This is a genomic window from Pseudomonas sp. TH49 (assembly GCF_016650625.1).
GTDB classification, from domain to species: Bacteria; Pseudomonadota; Gammaproteobacteria; order Pseudomonadales; family Pseudomonadaceae; genus Aquipseudomonas; species Aquipseudomonas fluorescens_H.
In genome coordinates this window covers 1053792-1071067 of the sequence record NZ_JAEKFL010000002.1, presented here as the reverse complement: position 1 = coordinate 1071067, position 17276 = coordinate 1053792, and the positions used below count along the sequence as shown (strand labels likewise).

Annotated in this window: 18 protein-coding genes; 14 read left to right on the top strand and 4 right to left on the bottom strand. The window is 58.2% G+C overall.

What is annotated here, in order from left to right; all coding sequences use genetic code 11:
• Positions 1-25: 25 nt before the first annotated feature.
• The 9 genes from JFU48_RS22315 to JFU48_RS22275 all read left to right on the top strand — a co-directional run bounded on the left by JFU48_RS22315 (position 26) and on the right by JFU48_RS22275 (position 11084).
• Positions 26-568: a DUF3833 domain-containing protein gene (locus tag JFU48_RS22315; protein WP_003224895.1), complete on the top strand. Its 543-nt coding sequence runs from the start codon at positions 26-28 to the stop codon at positions 566-568.
• Positions 565-1275 (top strand): SDR family NAD(P)-dependent oxidoreductase, encoded by a 711-nt coding sequence (locus JFU48_RS22310; RefSeq protein WP_201137688.1) that lies wholly within the window; start codon positions 565-567, stop codon positions 1273-1275. Before JFU48_RS22315 ends, JFU48_RS22310 begins: the two co-directional genes overlap by 4 nt.
• A 14-nt stretch (positions 1276-1289) precedes the next feature.
• Positions 1290-1595 carry a DUF6482 family protein gene (locus tag JFU48_RS22305; RefSeq protein ID WP_201137687.1) on the top strand — a complete coding sequence of 102 codons (306 nt, stop codon included), beginning with the start codon at positions 1290-1292 and terminating at the stop codon, positions 1593-1595.
• Positions 1596-1620: 25 nt separating this feature from the next.
• The gene (locus JFU48_RS22300) at positions 1621-3159 is read left to right on the top strand and encodes a cryptochrome/photolyase family protein (protein ID WP_201137686.1); all 1539 of its coding nucleotides are present in this window, start codon (positions 1621-1623) and stop codon (positions 3157-3159) included.
• Between the two features lie 159 nt (positions 3160-3318).
• Positions 3319-5508, top strand: a complete 2190-nt coding sequence (locus tag JFU48_RS22295) for a hybrid sensor histidine kinase/response regulator (protein WP_201137685.1) — start codon at positions 3319-3321, stop codon at positions 5506-5508.
• A 59-nt stretch (positions 5509-5567) separates the two neighbouring features.
• On the top strand, positions 5568-6011 hold the full coding sequence (gene tspO, locus JFU48_RS22290; RefSeq protein WP_201138515.1) for a tryptophan-rich sensory protein TspO: 444 nt from the start codon (positions 5568-5570) through the stop codon (positions 6009-6011).
• A gap of 206 nt (positions 6012-6217) precedes the next feature.
• Positions 6218-8623 (top strand): membrane-bound PQQ-dependent dehydrogenase, glucose/quinate/shikimate family, encoded by a 2406-nt coding sequence (locus tag JFU48_RS22285; RefSeq protein ID WP_201137684.1) that lies wholly within the window; start codon positions 6218-6220, stop codon positions 8621-8623.
• Between the two features lie 105 nt (positions 8624-8728).
• The gene (locus JFU48_RS22280) at positions 8729-10015 is read left to right on the top strand and encodes a carbohydrate porin (RefSeq protein WP_201137683.1); all 1287 of its coding nucleotides are present in this window, start codon (positions 8729-8731) and stop codon (positions 10013-10015) included.
• A 166-nt stretch (positions 10016-10181) separates the two neighbouring features.
• Positions 10182-11084, top strand: a complete 903-nt coding sequence (locus JFU48_RS22275; RefSeq protein ID WP_201137682.1) for a bestrophin family protein — start codon at positions 10182-10184, stop codon at positions 11082-11084.
• 51 nt (positions 11085-11135) lie between these two features.
• Here the strand turns inward: JFU48_RS22275 and JFU48_RS22270 are convergent, their stop codons facing one another.
• The 3 genes from JFU48_RS22270 to JFU48_RS22260 form a co-directional block, all read right to left on the bottom strand.
• On the bottom strand, positions 11136-11375 hold the full coding sequence (locus tag JFU48_RS22270) for a hypothetical protein (RefSeq protein ID WP_103483556.1): 240 nt from the start codon (positions 11373-11375) through the stop codon (positions 11136-11138).
• A gap of 979 nt (positions 11376-12354) precedes the next feature.
• Positions 12355-12576: a hypothetical protein gene (locus JFU48_RS22265; RefSeq protein ID WP_201137681.1), complete on the bottom strand. Its 222-nt coding sequence runs from the start codon at positions 12574-12576 to the stop codon at positions 12355-12357.
• Positions 12577-12602: 26 nt separating this feature from the next.
• On the bottom strand, positions 12603-13067 hold the full coding sequence (locus JFU48_RS22260) for a DUF3429 domain-containing protein (RefSeq protein ID WP_201137680.1): 465 nt from the start codon (positions 13065-13067) through the stop codon (positions 12603-12605).
• 205 nt (positions 13068-13272) lie between these two features.
• On the opposite strand from JFU48_RS22260, the gene JFU48_RS22255 reads away from it, so the two are divergent.
• The 4 genes from JFU48_RS22255 (at position 13273) to JFU48_RS22240 (ending at position 16074) form a co-directional block, all read left to right on the top strand.
• Positions 13273-14304: a GNAT family N-acetyltransferase gene (locus tag JFU48_RS22255; protein WP_201137679.1), complete on the top strand. Its 1032-nt coding sequence runs from the start codon at positions 13273-13275 to the stop codon at positions 14302-14304.
• 246 nt (positions 14305-14550) lie between these two features.
• Positions 14551-14880, top strand: a complete 330-nt coding sequence (locus JFU48_RS22250; RefSeq protein WP_201137678.1) for a DHCW motif cupin fold protein — start codon at positions 14551-14553, stop codon at positions 14878-14880.
• Positions 14881-15094: 214 nt separating this feature from the next.
• Positions 15095-15577: a hypothetical protein gene (locus JFU48_RS22245; protein ID WP_201137677.1), complete on the top strand. Its 483-nt coding sequence runs from the start codon at positions 15095-15097 to the stop codon at positions 15575-15577.
• Positions 15578-15756: 179 nt separating this feature from the next.
• Positions 15757-16074, top strand: a complete 318-nt coding sequence (locus JFU48_RS22240; RefSeq protein ID WP_201137676.1) for a DUF7677 family protein — start codon at positions 15757-15759, stop codon at positions 16072-16074.
• 269 nt (positions 16075-16343) lie between these two features.
• On the opposite strand, the gene JFU48_RS22235 is transcribed toward JFU48_RS22240, so the two are convergent.
• Positions 16344-16799 (bottom strand): VOC family protein, encoded by a 456-nt coding sequence (locus JFU48_RS22235; RefSeq protein WP_103483420.1) that lies wholly within the window; start codon positions 16797-16799, stop codon positions 16344-16346.
• Positions 16800-16945: 146 nt separating this feature from the next.
• Between JFU48_RS22235 and JFU48_RS22230 the strand changes: the two genes are divergently transcribed.
• On the top strand, positions 16946-17233 hold the full coding sequence (locus JFU48_RS22230; protein ID WP_342216075.1) for a GGDEF domain-containing protein: 288 nt from the start codon (positions 16946-16948) through the stop codon (positions 17231-17233).
• Positions 17234-17276 lie beyond the last annotated feature (43 nt).

Here is a 17276-nt window from a genome sequence, read left to right as displayed (position 1 = left end):
ACCTGTGCACTCAGGGAGAACGGCAATGGCCCGACTTGTGCTCTTACTGGCTCTGGTACTCGGCGTTGCGAGCTGCGGCAGCGTGGATGTCGCCCGCTATGCGGATCAGCAACCGGCGCTGGATCTGCAGCGCTTTTTCAGCAAACCCGTGAAAGCCTGGGGGATGTTTCAGAAGCGCTCCGGAGAAGTGGTCAAGCGGTTCGAGGTCAATATCGTCAGCCATCGTGAAGGCGACAACCTGATTCTCGATGAGCACTTCCTGTACAGCGACGGCACGCGCCAACGTCGCGTCTGGACCCTGACGCCGGAGGGCCAGGGACGCTGGAGCGGTCGTGCGGGTGACGTGGTGGGTGTCGCCACAGGCCAGGTCGCCGGCAATGCGTTGCACTGGCGTTATCACCTGAATCTGCCGGTCGATGGCTCGACCTATGAAATGAGCATGGACGACTGGATGTACCAGATGGACGAGGACACGCTGATCAACCGCACCAGCATGTCCAAGCTCGGTGTTGAAGTCGGCCAGGTGACCTTGTTCTTCCGCCGCCAGGGCGCGGGGGAAACACAGTGAACAGCGGGTTCACCATGGCCTCCCTGGGCGACGGTTATCGCGCGCTGGTGATCGGCGCGAGTGGAGCCATTGGTCGCGCATTTTGCGAACAGCTCAGTCAGGATCCGCGATGTGCCGGAGTTCGCGAGCTGGGGCGCAATACCGTTCCGGCACTGGATCTGGAGCAAGCGGAAACGATCGCCAGCGCCGCCGCCGAATTGTCTGCAGAGGCGCCTTATCAGTTGATCGTGCACGCCGCCGGGTTGCTGCATCGCGACCGGATCAAGCCGGAAAAAAGCTACAGCGCGATCGAAGCGGATGCGCTGCAAGCCGTGTTTCAAGTGAACACGTTGGGACCGGCATTGGTGTTGCGGCATTTTTTGCCGCTGCTCGATCCTCAAGGAGCAATGGCGATGCTCTCGGCAAAGGTCGGAAGCATCAGTGACAACCGTTTGGGTGGCTGGTACTCGTATCGCGCTTCAAAGGCAGCACTGAACATGCTGATCAAGACGGCCGCCATCGAACTCGCGCGCAGCCGCCCGCACAGCCGCTTGCTGAGTCTGCACCCGGGCACGGTCGTGTCGGGGTTGTCGCAACCTTTTCGCGGCGCTGCCAGCGCCCGCCCGGCAGACATTGCCGCAGACCAGTTACTGAACCTGATTGACCAGTTGACGCCGGCCGACAGCGGCCATTTCTTTGCCTACGATGGACAACGCCTGCCCTGGTAGGCAAGGAGTGAAGCATGAATCTGCAAACCCTGACCGAGCGTGCGGCCAACAGCGAAATACGTGAGCTGGAACTGCTGTCGCTTGAAGGTGGTTTTTACCTGGCCCGCATCCGCCTGGATCACGGCCAGTTCACCTTGCTCGACGACGCGGCGAAACCGATGCACTTGCGTTCAATCACCCATCTGCGTGACTTGCTGCAGACCGTGCCGGCATTCCCTTGCGTGTTGGTGCAGCAATGCGTGCACGACGAAATGTGCGGGCGTGATGCAGACCCGGTCGAAGAACTGCGCATTCCGTTTTCGCTGGCCACACCGTTATGAAACGAATGCTGCCGGATCGCACCGAATGAACCAGAACCGTCGGTTGTGCCTGGTGCTGGGCGATCAGTTGTCCTTCGACCTGGCTTCATTGCAGGCACTTGATAGCGAGCGCGACACCGTGCTGCTGGTCGAGGTCATGGAAGAAGCCAGCCATGTGCCGCACCACCCGCAAAAGATTGCCCTGATCTTCAGCGCCATGCGTCATTTCGCCCAGGCACTGCGAGACCAAGGCATTTGTGTCGAATATGTGACCCTGGATGATCCACACAACAGCGGTTCGGTGCCGGGGGAATTACACCGTTGGCAACAGCGGCTGCAGGCCGAGGAAGTGCACATCACCGAGTGCGGGGACTGGCGACTGGAGCAGTCGATCAAGGACTGTGGTCTGCCCGTTTATTGGCACGCCGACACGCGTTTTCTGTGCAGTCGTGCCGAGTTTGCGGCTTGGGCTGCCGGCAAAAAGCAGTTGCGCATGGAGTTCTTTTATCGCGAGATGCGCCGCAAGAGTCGCTTGCTGCTCAACGGCGACGGCACGCCGGTGGGCGGCGCGTGGAATTTCGATGCGGAAAATCGCAAGGCCCTGCCCAAAGGCGTGAAGGCGCCCTACCCGGTCCGCTTCAGCAACGACGCCATCACCCGTGAAGTGCTTGCGTTGGTGAAGGCGCGCTTCAGCCAGCACTACGGCACACTCGACGACTTCAACTACCCGGTCACCCATGCCGACGCGCAGGCGCTGTGGGCAGACTTTCTGGATTATGGTCTGGCAGGATTCGGCGACTATCAGGACGCCATGGCCAGTGATGAACCGTTCCTGTTTCATGCGCGGATCAGCGCCGCACTCAACATTGGCCTGCTGGATTTGCGACAGCTGTGCAGCGATGTCGAATCGGCCTATTGGTCAGGAAGGATTGCCCTGAATGCGGCCGAAGGCTTCATTCGGCAACTGATCGGCTGGCGAGAATATGTGCGCGGCGTGTATTGGCTGAAAATGCCGGACTACGCACTGGGCAATGCATTCGGCAACAGCCGGCCATTGCCCGAGTTTTACTGGACCGGTGCTACGCAGATGAACTGCATGCGCCAGGCCATCGGCCAGAGTCTGCAGCATGCCTATGCGCATCACATTCAGCGGCTGATGGTCACCGGCAATTTCGCCCTGCTCGCCGGGATCGCGCCGAGCCAGATCTGTGAGTGGTACCTGGCGATCTACATGGACGCCTTCGACTGGGTCGAGCTGCCCAACACGCTGGGCATGGTCATGCACGCCGATGGCGGTTATCTCGGTTCCAAACCTTATTGCGCCAGTGGCCAATACATCAATCGCATGTCCGACTACTGTCGAGGTTGCGCCTACAAGGTCAGCGAAAGCACGGCGGACAATGCCTGTCCGTTCAATGCGTTGTACTGGCATTTCCTGATGCGCCACGGTGATCTGCTGCGCGGCAATCAGCGCATGGCGATGATGTACAAGAACCTGGACCGCATGCCGCGAGCCAAGCAGGATGCGCTCTGGCAGCGCGGGCAGAACCTGTTGGCGCGCCTGGATAACGGCGAATCGATCTGAAATGAGCGCTCGCATGCGTGAGTGGTGAAACTTAAGCACAGCGCGCCCGGTCAACGAATGATCGGCGCTCAAGTCCCCTGCGAGCGCGACGTTCACTGCTCGCGTTGTGCCTACGCGCTCTATGAAGCCAGCCCCTGAACATTCAATAAAGCAGGTCACATGGATACCCTTGAACACCTTAGTCGCGAAGCGCTTGAGTCAGAGGTAAGGCGATTGCGCGCGGCGCTTCAGAGCGCTCAGGTCGACACCCAGGACGTTGACCTCGATCGCGACATGGCAGCGCAACTGCAAGCCAGTCGGGATGCGCTCGCCCGCAGCGAGGCACGCTTCATCACCATTCTGGAAACCATCGAATCGGCATTCGCCATCGTCAAAGTCAAATTCGACGCCGACGATAAACCCGTCGACTACTACTTCGTCGAAGCCAACCCGGCATTCGAACGTCAGTGCGGGGTCAACCTGCGCGGCAAATGGGTGACCGAGTTCGCGCCCAATCTGGAAAGTTTCTGGTTCGAAACCTACGGCCACGTGGCCAAAACTGGTGAGCCCGCGAACTTCGAAAATTACGCCAACACCTTTGAACGCTGGTTCGACGTGCGCGCGGTGCGTGTCGGCGATCCGGCCGACCGGCAGATCGCGATCCTGTTCAACGACGTCACCCAGCGGCGCGACGCCGAGGAGCGCTTGCGAGCCAGTGAAGCGCTGGCGCGGGAGAACGTCGAGCGTGTGCAACTGGCGCTCGCCGCCGGCGCAATTATCGGAACCTGGCACTGGGACTTGCCCACCGACCGTTTCGCGGTGGACGAAGCGTTCGCCCGGGTGTTCGACCTCGACCCGGCACTGGGCCGCGAAGGGCTCAGCCTCGAACAAGTGATCACCACCGTGCATCCCGACGACAAGGATGGACTGACCAGCGCGATCAACGAGGCCATCGGCCGTGGTGGCGCCTATTCCCACCAGTACCGTGTGCGCCGTGCGGACGGCAAGTACCAGTGGATCGAGGCCAACGGCCGTGTTGAATGTGCCGATGATGGAACCCCGCTGCGCTTTCCCGGCGTGCTGATCGACGTCGAGGAACGGCGTAATGTCGAAGCGGAGCGCGACCGCGCCATCGCCGCGTTGCGTGCGCTCAACGATACGTTGGAGCAGCGCGTGTCATCGCGCACTGCAGAACTGATGCAAGCCGAAGAGAAGCTGCGGCAGTCGCAGAAAATGGAGGCCGTCGGCCAACTGACCGGGGGCCTGGCGCATGACTTCAACAATCTGCTGGCCGGCATTTCCGGCGCGCTGGAGTTGATGGGCGCGCGGATCAGCCAAGGCCGATTGGGTGAAGTCGACAAGTACATGGTGACCGCACAGGGCGCGGTCAAACGTGCAGCAGCCCTGACCCACCGTCTGCTGGCGTTCTCCAGACGCCAGACCCTCGATCCGCGGCCAACCGACGTCAACACGCTGATGACCGGCATGACCGAACTGATCCAGCGTACGGTCGGCCCCAGCATCGTCCTGGAAACCCGCGCCGCGCCCGGGCTCTGGCCAACGCTAGTCGATGCCAGCCAGTTGGAGAATGCCCTGCTGAACCTGTGCATCAACGCACGCGACGCGATGCCGGATGGCGGCCGCATCACCATCGAAACGGCCAACCGTACGCTGGACTCCGAGACTGCCCGCGCGCTGGACATGCCCGAAGGCCAATACTTGTGCCTGTGCGTGACCGATACCGGCACCGGCATGACCGCGGATGTCATCGCCAAAGCCTTCGATCCGTTTTTCACCACCAAACCGCTGGGCCAGGGCACGGGGCTGGGGCTGTCAATGATTTACGGTTTCGCCAAGCAGTCCGGTGGCCAGGTGCGTGTGCATTCGCAGGTCGGCCATGGCACCGAGATGTGCATCTACCTGCCTCGTTACCATGGTGAACCGGTGCCGAACCACGATGACCGGAATACTGCTCCGTTGGCATTGCCCAAGGCCGGCGAAACGATTCTGGTGGTGGACGACGAGCCTACGGTGCGCGCGTTGTTGACGGATGTACTCGGTGATCTGGGCTACACCTTGATAGAGGCCGCTGACAGTGTGGTCGGGCTGAAGATGTTGCGCTCGGACATTCACATCGACTTACTGATCACCGACGTCGGCTTGCCGGGTGGCATGAACGGTCGACAACTCGCCGATGCCGGCCGGGAAATCCGCCAGAACCTCAAAACCCTGTTCATTACCGGGTACGCAGAAAACGCGGTGATTGGCGCCGGTCAGTTGGGCCCGGACATGCAGGTGCTGACCAAGCCGTTTGCCGTCGACACGCTGGTGGCGCGGGTCAGTGATCTGATGGCGATGAAATCCGAATGAGCGACCGTTGCGGCGCTATAACCCCAGACAGAGTGGCTGCGGCCAAGGAGTGATAAATGGTGACTTTTCTGATTTTTCTGATCGCGTGCGGCGCTGCAGCAACTACCGGGGTGATTTTCAAACCCGGTCAATGGTACGAAGGGCTTAACAAGCCCGGATTCACCCCACCCAACTGGGCGTTTCCGGTGGCCTGGACAATAATCTATCTATTGCTGGCCTGGGCCGGCTATCGCTTGAGCCTGATTCCTGGCAGTCAGACGGTCCTGGCGCTGTGGGCAGCGCAGATTGCCTTGAACACGTTGTGGACGCCGGTGTTTTTCGGCGCACATCAGGTGGCAGCTGCCATGGTGATCCTTGTGGTGTTGTGGCTGGTGGTCGCGGCGATGGTGTTCCTGGCGTTGCGCCTGGATTTGATCACCGGGTTGATCCTGTTTCCGTATCTGGCCTGGCTGTGTGTGGCGGCTGCGTTGAATTTTTCGATTTTGCGCAATAACCGCGGCTGATGGCGACAGCTGTCATAACTCCCATTTTTTCTGACAAAAAGGCTTATTTGCAGGCATTCAAAATATCTTTCCAGGCCCTTGAAAGCGCAGGTCCCCGCTCAGGACGGGGATTTCGCAATGAACAACAGTTCATTACTGAATTAGTGATTTAACTAGGTAGTTACCTATCTATATAATGCACGCCTCATTTCAACGGGACATTCAACGTGAAGCAGAGTCAACGCCTCTCGGGCATATCAAAATTCATTCTGGTCGGGCTGGGGGTGATCATCGCCCTGCTCGGCCTGGCACTTGCGGCTGGCGGAGTGAAGCTGGTCAGCCTGGGAGGGTCGTGGTACTTCCTCGTGGGTGGTCTGGTGATGGCCGTTTCCGGTCTGCTGATCGCTCGCTACAAGACTGCCGGCGCCTGGCTGTTCGCGGCATTTCTGGTGGGGACAGCGATCTGGGCGGTGAGCGATGCCGGGCTGGTGTTCTGGCCAGTATTCTCGCGTCTGTTCATGTTCAGCGCCGTGGGTCTGGCGGTGACGCTGGTCTACCCGCTGCTCAAACGTGCCAACGGTGGTGTTCCGGGTCGTGGCGCTTACGGCGTTGCCGCTGTCCTGGCCGTGGGACTGGCGGTGGCTGCCGGCAACATGTTCGTTGCGCACCCGACCGTCGCTGCCACCGGCACTGGCCCGGGCCTGACCACGGTTGAGCCAGACAAGGCGCAAAAAGACTGGGCGCACTACGGCAATACCGAAGGCGGCAGCCGTTTTGCTGCGCTGGACCAGATCAACCGCAACAACGTCGACAAGCTGAAAGTGGCGTGGACCTACCACACCGGTGACGTCGCCGAGAGCGATGGCAACGGTGCCGAAGACCAGCTCACCCCGTTGCAGATCGGCAACAAGGTGTTCATCTGCACCCCGCACAACAACCTGATCGCGCTCGATGCCGACACCGGCAAAGAGCTGTGGAAGAACGCGATCAACGCCAAATCCAAAGTCTGGCAGCGTTGCCGTGGCATGGCCTATTTCGATGCGACCAAGAGCATCGTTCAGCCAAGCAACTCGAGCATCATCGAAGCCAAGCCTGCGCCGGCTGCCAATTGCCAGCGCCGTCTGCTGACCAACACCATCGACGCCCGACTGATCGCGGTCGATGCCGACACCGGCGAGTTCTGCCAGGGTTTCGGCAACAACGGTCAGGTCGATCTGAAGGCCGGTCTCGGCGATGTGCCGGACAGCTACTACCAGCTCTCCTCCGCGCCGTTGATGGCTGGCACCACTGTGGTGGTCGGCGGTCGTGTCGCCGACAACGTACAGACCGACATGCCGGGCGGCGTGATCCGTGGTTTTGACGTGATCACTGGTGACATGCGCTGGGCCTTCGACCCGGGCAACCCGCAGGATAAAAAGGCTCCGGCCGAAGGCAGCACCTATGTGCGCAGCACCCCGAACAGCTGGGCGCCGATGTCCTACGATCCGGCGACCAACACCGTGTTCCTGCCGATGGGCAGCTCGTCCACCGACATCTATGGTGTCGAGCGCAGCAAACTCGATCACACCTACGGCGCCTCGATCCTCGCGCTGGACGCCACCACCGGTGATGAACGCTGGGTGTTCCAGACCGTGCACAACGATCTCTGGGACTTCGACCTGCCAATGCAGCCGAGTCTGATTGACTTCACCAAGGACGGCAAAAGCGTTCCGGCGCTGGTCATCGGCACCAAGGCCGGGCAGATCTACGTGCTCGATCGTGCCACCGGCAAACCGTTGACCGAGGTTAAAGAAGTACCGGTCAAAGCCGCGAACATCCCGAACGAACCGTACTCGCCAACCCAGCCAAAATCGGTGGGCATGCCGCAAATCGGTGCCCAGCACCTGACTGAATCGGACATGTGGGGCGCCACCCCGTACGACCAGTTGCTGTGCCGCATCGATTTCAAATCCATGCGTTACGACGGTCTGTACACCGCGCCGGGTACCGACAAATCGCTGAGCTTCCCGGGTTCGCTGGGTGGCATGAACTGGGGCAGCATCTCCACTGACCCGGTGCACGGTTTCATCTTCGTCAACGACATGCGCCTGGGTCTGTGGATTCAGATGATCCCGTCGCAGAACAAGGCGCAGGCCTCCTCTGGTGGCGAGGCGTTGAACACCGGCATGGGCGCGGTACCGCTCAAAGGCACGCCATACGCGGTGAACAAAAACCGCTTCCTGTCGGTGGCCGGCATTCCTTGCCAGGCTCCACCGTTCGGCACCCTGACCGCCATCGACATGAAGACTCAGAAAATCGCCTGGCAGGTTCCGGTCGGCACCGTTGAAGACACAGGTCCTTTGGGCATTCGCATGCACCTGCCGATCAAGATCGGTTTGCCGACCCTCGGCGGCACCCTGTCGACCCAAGGTGGCCTGATCTTTATCGCCGGCACCCAGGACTTCTACCTGCGCGCCTTCAACAGCGCCAATGGCGAAGAAATCTGGAAAGCGCGTCTGCCGGTTGGCAGTCAGGGCGGCCCGATGACCTACGTTTCGCCGAAAACCGGCAAGCAGTACATCGTCGTCACCGCCGGTGGTGCACGTCAGTCGACCGATCGCGGCGACTACGTAATGGCCTACGCCTTGCCGTAAGCCGCAGCGCCCGTGATGAACACGGGTGCTTTCTTTTTGCGCGCGGCACCTGAGGGTGCCGCGCCGCTTTCCGATAGCGCTACAGATTTGAGCAGGAAGATCTCCATGTTTGGTTTTACTCGTAACGGCTGGGTCAACGGCGTGCTGTTGGGCCTGACCTGCACCACCCTGCCCGCCTTCGCCGATACCGATTCGAACCTGTTGACCCGCAACACCCTGACCGGCGATTGGGGCGGTCTGCGGCATCAGATGGACGAAGACGGGATCAAATTCACCGGCGATTACACCGGGGAAATGGCTTACAACGCCGATGGCGGCTTGCACCGCTCCGGCCGTTACTCGCAGAACATCAAGCTCGGCGCGCAGTTCGACCTGAGCAAGTTGTATGGCGTTGAGAACGCCGGCAAGGTCCAGTTGACCATCAACGACCGCCGCGGCAACAGCGCCTCGGAAGACCTCGTCGGCAACCGTCTGCCGATCCAGGAAAACTACGGCGGCCTCTACACCCGCCTGACCGAACTCAGTTACGAGCGCAGCCTGTTCACCCCGGCGCTCAACGTGAAGCTCGGTTACATGGCCATGGGCAACGACCTCGGTGGCCTCGACAGCGGCATCCTGTGCAACTTCATGAACGCTGGTTTCTGCGGCCATCCGCTGAACATGTCCGGCGGCAGCGGCTGGACCAACTACCCGAACGCGCACTTGGGTGTGCGCGTGAAATACGACTTGTCGTCCTCGTGGCAGTTGCGCGTGGCGGCATTCAATGTCGATCCCGAGAGCAACGGCAACTCCAGCCGCGCCTGGCATCTGGGCCCGAAACACACCACCGGCACCGTGGTGCCGATCGAGTTGGTGTACAAGCACGCGGGTGAATTGCCCGGCGAATACAAGGTTGGTTACTACTACGACAGCTCCGACCTGAAACGCATCGGCAGCGACAAAGAAGTCTCCGGCCGTGGCGGGCATTACCTGCTGATCGATCAGGCCGTATGGAGTTCGCCAACGTCCGAGGGCCGCAGTCTGCATGCCTTCGGCCAATACTCGGCGGCCAGCGAAGCGGCTTCGCCATTCAGCAAGTGGTACGGCACTGGTCTGGTGTTGTACAAACCGTTCGAAGGTCGCCCGCGTGACACCGTCGCTCTTGGCTACGGCCGAGCTGTGCCTAATCCGCGCAGCCGCGACGTGCAACAGGACGCCGCCATGGCCAACGGCACGCAGTTTCCGAACCTGGACAGCGGCGAGCAGTTGATCGAACTCGGCTACGGCTATCAGGCCACGCCTTGGCTGACGCTGCGCCCGAACATGCAATACATCATCGAACCGGGCGCGTTTTCCGGGCAGAACATCGACAATGCGTTGGTGTTTGGCTTGCAGGTTAAAGCTTCACTCTGAGCCTTCTGACGAAACTTCAGGCAATAAAAAGCCCGGCGTGATTGCCGGGTTTTTTATTGCCCGCAAATTGTCGTAACCAAGTTGCTCGGTCAACACCGAACCTTTACCCCCGAAGCAGCGTCCGAGCTAAGGCGTTCACGCTTACCGCTCGCCACGAGGTTCCCGTTTGAAAGCTGCCATCGTCAAAAAATACCGTCTGATCATCAAGACCATGGGCTATGTGGGCTGGTCGCTGTTCTGGCTGTTGCTCTGGGACATCGCCGTCACCGTCGACTTCATGTTGTTCCTCAACGCCAAGATTAACCTGCCGCTAATGCCACTGACATTGCTCGGTTCGGCGCTGGTGGTGCTGATCAGTTTCCGCAACAGCAGCGCCTACAACCGTTGGTGGGAAGCGCGAACGCTGTGGGGCATGATGATCAACAACTCCCGCAGCTTCGCCCGCCAGGTGCTGACGCTGCTGGATGACCCCGATAGCGAAGTGAATCCGCTGAAAGCGACGCTGTTGCGCCGCCATGTGGCGTACGTCAATTGCCTAGCAGCGCACTTGCGCGGTCAGCCATGCCCGGAGGAAGTCCGCGCGTTCATCCCGGCAGATGAATTCGCCCGCAGCGGCACCACCAACAACTTTGCCAACGACATCCTCACCGGTTCCGCGTCCTTGCTGGCCCGAGAATACAAGGCCGGACGCCTGGACAGCATTCGTCTGGCACGGCTGGAATCGACGATGGTCGAGCTGTCCAACAGCCAGGGCGGAATGGAACGGATCGCCAATACTCCGCTGCCCTACCCTTACGTTTACTTCCCGCGCCTGTTTATCTCGCTGTTCTGCCTGATCGTGCCGGTGGGGTTGGTGGAATCGCTGGGCTGGTTCACCCCGCTCGCCTCGACCGTGGTGGGCTTCATGCTGCTGGCCATCGAACGCATCGGCACCGATCTGCAAAGCCCGTTTCGCCATAGCGAGCACCAGATCCAGATGGAAGCCCTGTGCGAAACCATCGAGAAAAACCTGCAGTCGATGCAGCGCGATTCGTTGGGGGATGCGCGCAGGGTTGAAGAAACGGCTTGAAAACAAGCTTTGAGGGAAGCTAGGGCGTAGAGCCCTAGCGAGTTGCAGCGATCACTTTTTCTTTTTCGCCGGCTTGTCAGCCTTTTTGGAATCCTTGGCCTTTTCCGGCTTGCTATCGGCTTTTTTTGCAGACTTCTTCGGTTCGGCGTCTTTCTTCTTGTCTTTCTTGTCGGAAGACTTGGAAAGCGCCGAGGCCGCCGCAGACTTCTTGTCCGGTGACGACTTTTTGTCTTTCAAATCCTTGCTGGCTTTCGAAGCGTCATCTTTGCTTTTCTTCTCGTCTTTAGCCACGTTTGACCACCTCTCGGAATATGCCGGTATTGGCACAGCGCCTGTGCAATTGATCACAGGTTGATCATTAGGCGTACGCGTTCGGACGGGGTTCAGATTATTTGGAGACGTTGATCGGTTGAATCCAGAGCGGCAAGCGTTTGTTCTTAACGGAGCTCACGGTCAGAAGCGGTCTTTCGGGGCTCAAGTCGAACCTACATCGAAAGCCCTTATGCGCCGTCGTCGACCTCACGCAAAATTCTCTTCAGCTCAGGCCGCATCGGGTCGGAAGTCGTCGTTCGGTAACCACATCGGGACCTCGCTACGCCCCGCAGGATCGGGTGGTAGCGTGGAGATATGAATTGACTGAGTCGTTGCGTGTTTGATAGATCATCGCCATTCTGGAAGCGGCGACTTTAGTGGAGATTGAAGTGGACATTGACTGTCTGTTAAAAAAAAGGCAACTGAACGTGCAAGAGCAAAATGCTCTTGTGGCCCACAGGCTCATGGTAACCGCCAAAGCTTGGCTGGCCAGAGGGGTCCCTCTCGCCTTAAAAAACTATGGCGAGTCGAAAGGCGTTAGATGGTCAGAAACCGTCGTACTCGACCTTGAAGTTGACTTTCCCGGAATGCCACGCCTTTATGGTCTTTTGCTCACTCACGCGGAGCGGTTCATAGCGTTTGAAATTGATACCGATAGCACTCATAGGTACGTGGAATCGGTGAGTCAATGGGAGGATGTTTCTGCAAATCAGGACTACGCGCCCCGAAAGCGCGGCACTGGAAAGGGCTTCGCAGCAATTGCTCTCCAGGTGAGGCGCGAACTTCTATGCGGCGTGTAGGTGTGAATCACTGAAGCTGAGATTCCATTACCTGTGGGTAGGCCGCCTGCAAGTGCAAGCTTGATGAGGAGATCGACACCCGACAAAAAGCGTTTGGCATCGCTGCACCGTCAGGCATTTTCTGATTTCCGAATGAAAGCGGGGCCGGACATTACTTTTCACTCCAACGACCATTTATGACCTACTTTCATGGCTGCACCACGCAACTGCGACAGTTGCTCGGCCACCCGTTGCGCATTAGCCGGGGTCAACAGCAGATTACTGAAGGCCGGTCGTTTACCTTGAGCCAACTGCCGCGCACCTTCGGCCAGCATGCCGCCCACCACGCCGGAGGCCAGGCTGCCGAAACGCATCAGCCGCGACAAGCGACTGCCGGGCACTGCAGACGATTCTGGCCGGCGCGGTTTCACGAATAAATGACTACAGCGATTGCGCTAATAAGCAGGCAAACGCTCGCCACAGCCGTCAGGCGCAATCGCATCGGCAGGTACCAGGCGTGCAGGCTCACAGCCTGAGCCAACCGCCGGTCCTGCCAAAAGTGCAGGACAAACCCGACGATCAACAGCAAGCAACCCACTGCCACCGGCAATAACGTGCTGAGCCAAGCGATAAGCGCCGGGATGACGCTCCATATCAGCCGGTCGCGGCGCAGTTCGTCGCTCATGTTTTGCACTGACATGCCAAAGCCCCAGTGCAAGGCGCCGACGAAGCTCAGGATGACCGCGCCATAGTTGACCAGCGCCATCGCCCAAAACGGTCGATGTTCCAGAGACGTGAGGATGAGCAGCGCGAGGCCAATGAACGGTAACAAACCGCCATAGCCCAGCAGGAAGATATACCTTGGCGGCGAGAGCGATGACGACAGGTTCATTTCAATTGCTTCCAGTGCCCGATATACAAGACTGTAGACCCAAAAGCTCCGACCTGATGCGCCCGCCGCCGCGCATAAACGCCGTTCCTCTCCAGCAGCTCGGCATGAGTGCCAGTCTGTTACGCCCAGCCCTTCCCTGACTGTACCTGTGCGCCAGGCCTCTTTGCTGCGAGTATTCCTGCACTAACCTGGCGCTGTGAATTTGATGGACCTTATTGCTGATTTCCCCGAGTTTTTCCTGCCACGCTGCACGCTGCGGCGGATTCATCGTCGTGATGTCGATGCGATTTTCGCCGGGCTGTCTCACCCGCAGGTGATTGCCCACTACGGCGTGTCTTACAGCAGCCTCGAAGCGACGGACGAACAGATGCGCTGGTACGACGCGTTGCTGGAAGAACGCCGGGGCATCTGGTGGGGCATCGCACTGCCGGGGCGCGACGAATTGGTGGGCGCCTGTGGCTTCAATGATTGGTCTCATGCCGATCGCAGCCTGGACATCGGCTACTGGCTGATGCCGGACTACTGGGGGCGAGGCCTGATGCAGGCTTGCCTGCCCACCATTCTTCGCTTCGCCTTGAGCACCCTCGGCGTGCACCGTATCCACGCCGATGTCGAGCCGGAGAATCCCGCCAGTGCCCGCCTGCTGGAGCGGCTCGTCTTCGTGTTTGAGGGAACCCTGCGGGAGTTGGAATACAAGGACGAGCGCTTCCTCAGCCTGCACCAGTACAGTCTGCTGGCCACTGACCCGGCGGCACTAGCGTTATTGGCGGACGATACGCCGATCCTGCGGCCATGCCGTGGCGCGGATGCACCGGCGCTGAGTGCCCTGGCTCAGCGCAGCAAGGCCCATTGGGGTTATCCCGAGGCCTGGATGGAGGCCTGGGAACCGGCGCTGACTTTAACCCCGGCACAACTGGCCGGCCATTACGCGGTGCTGGTCGCGGCGGATGGCCCGCTACTGGGATTCTGTGGGTTGGAGCGCGACGAGGATGGCTGGCAACTGGAGCATTGCTGGGTCGACCCGTCGGCCATGAAAGGAGGCCACGGACGACGCCTGGTGGAGCATGCACTGGCCGTGGCACGCGGCCTGGGCGTGTCCACCTTGTCGGTGGAGTCCGATCCGTCAGCCCAAGCCTTCTACGAGCGGCTCGGGGCCCGTCATGTGCGCAATCTATCGCGCCCGGTGTGTGGCGAGCCGCGGCAACTGCCAGTACTTGAATGGTGGCTTGGTGAGTAACGCTTGATAGCGAGCGAGGACAGCAGATTTATTGGCTGCTGGCGGGCTGCTTTTGGCCGAAGACAGTTGTTTGTGAGTGGCAACTATCGGCCGAAGCGGCCAGTCAGGGGGGGCGCGGACACGGACGTCAATCGATGGGAGAGTAGCAACTTCCTTCGAGCATTGATGAAATCAACCGGATCTGTATCTATTGGCTTCCTTGTTACCTCGGTACGATTCAACCCCGCCCTCGTCCGAGATAATCCCATGCAGCTCACCGACATCCCATTTGGGACCACCAATTGGTCGAAAATAGAAGCGACTGCCCATCCTGGCGAAGCCGGCACGGCACACTGGCGCACTTGCCAATTCGGTAATGCAAGAGTTCGAATGGTTGAATACAGCCCTGGCTACCTTGCCGATCATTGGTGCCGCAAGGGGCATATTCTGCTCTGCCTGGATGGTCGACTGGAGACCGAACTTGATGATGGTCGTACCTTCACCTTGACAGCCGGGATGAGCTACCAAGTGGCTGACAACGCGGAGGCTCACCGGTCTTCAACCGCTATTGGCGCCAAGTTATTCGTCGTGGATTGAGACTTGAGTAGGAAGAGTTGCTTATGGCCGACTTCTGCCCTCAGTAACAGGCAAAAAGCGGCTATTCCCGGCCGCTCGCGGAGATAGAATAGCGGTTGCCGGTTATTTCTATGATTAGCTGATGCTCTGTCCGTTCGATATGAGGCATAACTCGTAGTCGGTGAGTTATGAAGGTCCACTCTTAAAAATTCAAACACTCAGCGTTGGAATGAGAATGTCCGATAAAACTATCTATGCCAAAGAATTCGCGATCTGTGTATCGATGTCAGATTTAGTAACCTGGGAAGGTGATCAGACGTCTCCCAGCGTCTACCTGCAGGCGGTGTTTTCGACCCTTGACATTCCCGTCAATATTCTCGAACTCCACGAGTTGTATTTCGCCCACCTTTACAACGGCTACGGCGACGTGCATGTGTATCATGCTCGAAATAATGGAGGCAGTATTTTCGCAATCGACTTGTATCGAGAGCTTACGGACCAGCTAGATTTGACAGGTCTATTTCTACGTATCGAAAGCCCCAAATTTGATCAGGCACTCGCCCATCTCCGGTCGTTCTATGACAGCGCGAGTTGCCAAATAGCATTTGAGCAGGCAGGCTACTCCAAGCGACTTCGTGAAACGCTTGATGAAAGCAGATACCCTCGACTGGTCGAAGAAGAGCATGCCTTCATACAGCAGCATTTCACTTATTGGTGACGCTAGCCGATAGCTGCAACTACTGACCGTCCGCTTCCGGCCGTAATCAGGCAGTACGCAACCTATTGCTAATGCTTATTGCTCGGCTCAGGTCTTTCTCGATTACAATAAAACGGCAAAAAAAGCGTTGGTTGATTATGAGCGCTAAAATCCAGAATATTTACTAAAAGAAAATGTACATGAAGAAGCTGAGTAATAATTTCAGTGGAGCACTCCGAACGTTTGCGTACTATATGGCAAGTGGAACCCACTACATGCTTGAAAACGTGGAGTACATCGATATTTATGGTTCTGAGCCGAGTGCAATTGAGATGGTCTTCGCGATATTCGCGAACGTCATAGAGATGGACGGTGAAGGTAACGTGCTCAATTTTACCTACGCCCAAAGGAGAGCGACTGACTACTTAAGGTCATACTGCGACCCATCTTTCAAAGTAACGCCGCCTCTTGAAGACTGGGAAACTGAGCTATATGGGCCGCCCTCACTCGGATGCTAAAAAATTGCTTTAGTTCGCAGACACGGGGACCGGAAAGGGTCGAAATATCGAGCCGAATGGCAGGTTGTGGCCGAGGCTGTGTAAAAACGTTTTTGAGCGCGACAGGTACTGAAAACCGGACTGAAAATCGCGCTTCTACGCGAAATCCACATCTGCTGACGTGCCGATAAATTTCAGATTTAACGTAGACGCGCACACTTCAATTTTGGCGAAGCGTTTTTACACACTCTGGGCCGAAAGTAGCCTGTGGTGAACGGCCTCTATATCTTTTAGATAAACGCAGTCTCGATAAACGCTTCCAGCGCCTTTTCTTCGAGTATTTCGATAGAGAAGTGCCCGAAGCGCTTTGGTAACCAGAGAATGCGTGCGCCGGCCGGGGATTGCAGATTCGCGCGAGCCAATGGCTCTCCATTTTCGTCTTGAGGCTGAACACCAGCGTCCATCAACTCGTCATAGGCTTTTTCGATATCCTTCGTTGAGTAGCAGTGGCGGTAAATCATACCTTCACCCGAAGAATCCAAAAGCTCCTTCAGATTGCCCGCCAACGGTTGCACCAGCATGAAACGCTCTTGACCGATCAGTGCAATCGCGTAGTGGACATGCAGACCACCCCGCTCCCAGACAAGCGTTTTGGAAATCCTGGCGTTTAGTATGTGTGCGTAGTAAGCACAGGCTTCCTCAAGATTCTTGACCAGTACATCTACGTGACTGAACTTCAGATCCATTGCATAGCTCCTGTCCAAAATCGCCCATCGATAGTCAGCCATCAGCCATCGGACGCTAAAACTAGCGCCCTAATGTCGAGATATTCGAACCGATCTTTTTCCCCATGCTGATGCGCGGTTCGGTCGAATAGCCGAGAGATTCGTAGATACGTTCGGCCACACGCAAAACCGATCTACTGTGCAGAACAGGTGGAGAAGAGTTTGCATTGATCTGCCCGGATACCGAACTGAACGATACAAGGCTGCTGGCAGAAAAGCTTCGAGCACTGACAAGCACTGTGCCCTTTGATGATGTTGGACAGGTGACTTGTAGCTTCGGCGTTGCGACATGGATTCCAGCAGAATCGTTTGACGCCTTCATTCAGCGTGCCGATACCGCGATGTACAGCGCTAAACAAAGCGGTAGAGATCATGTTCAACTTGCCGCTGTTTAGCAGCCGCATTCCGCCTTCAGATCATCTCCCCCCCACTGTCCAA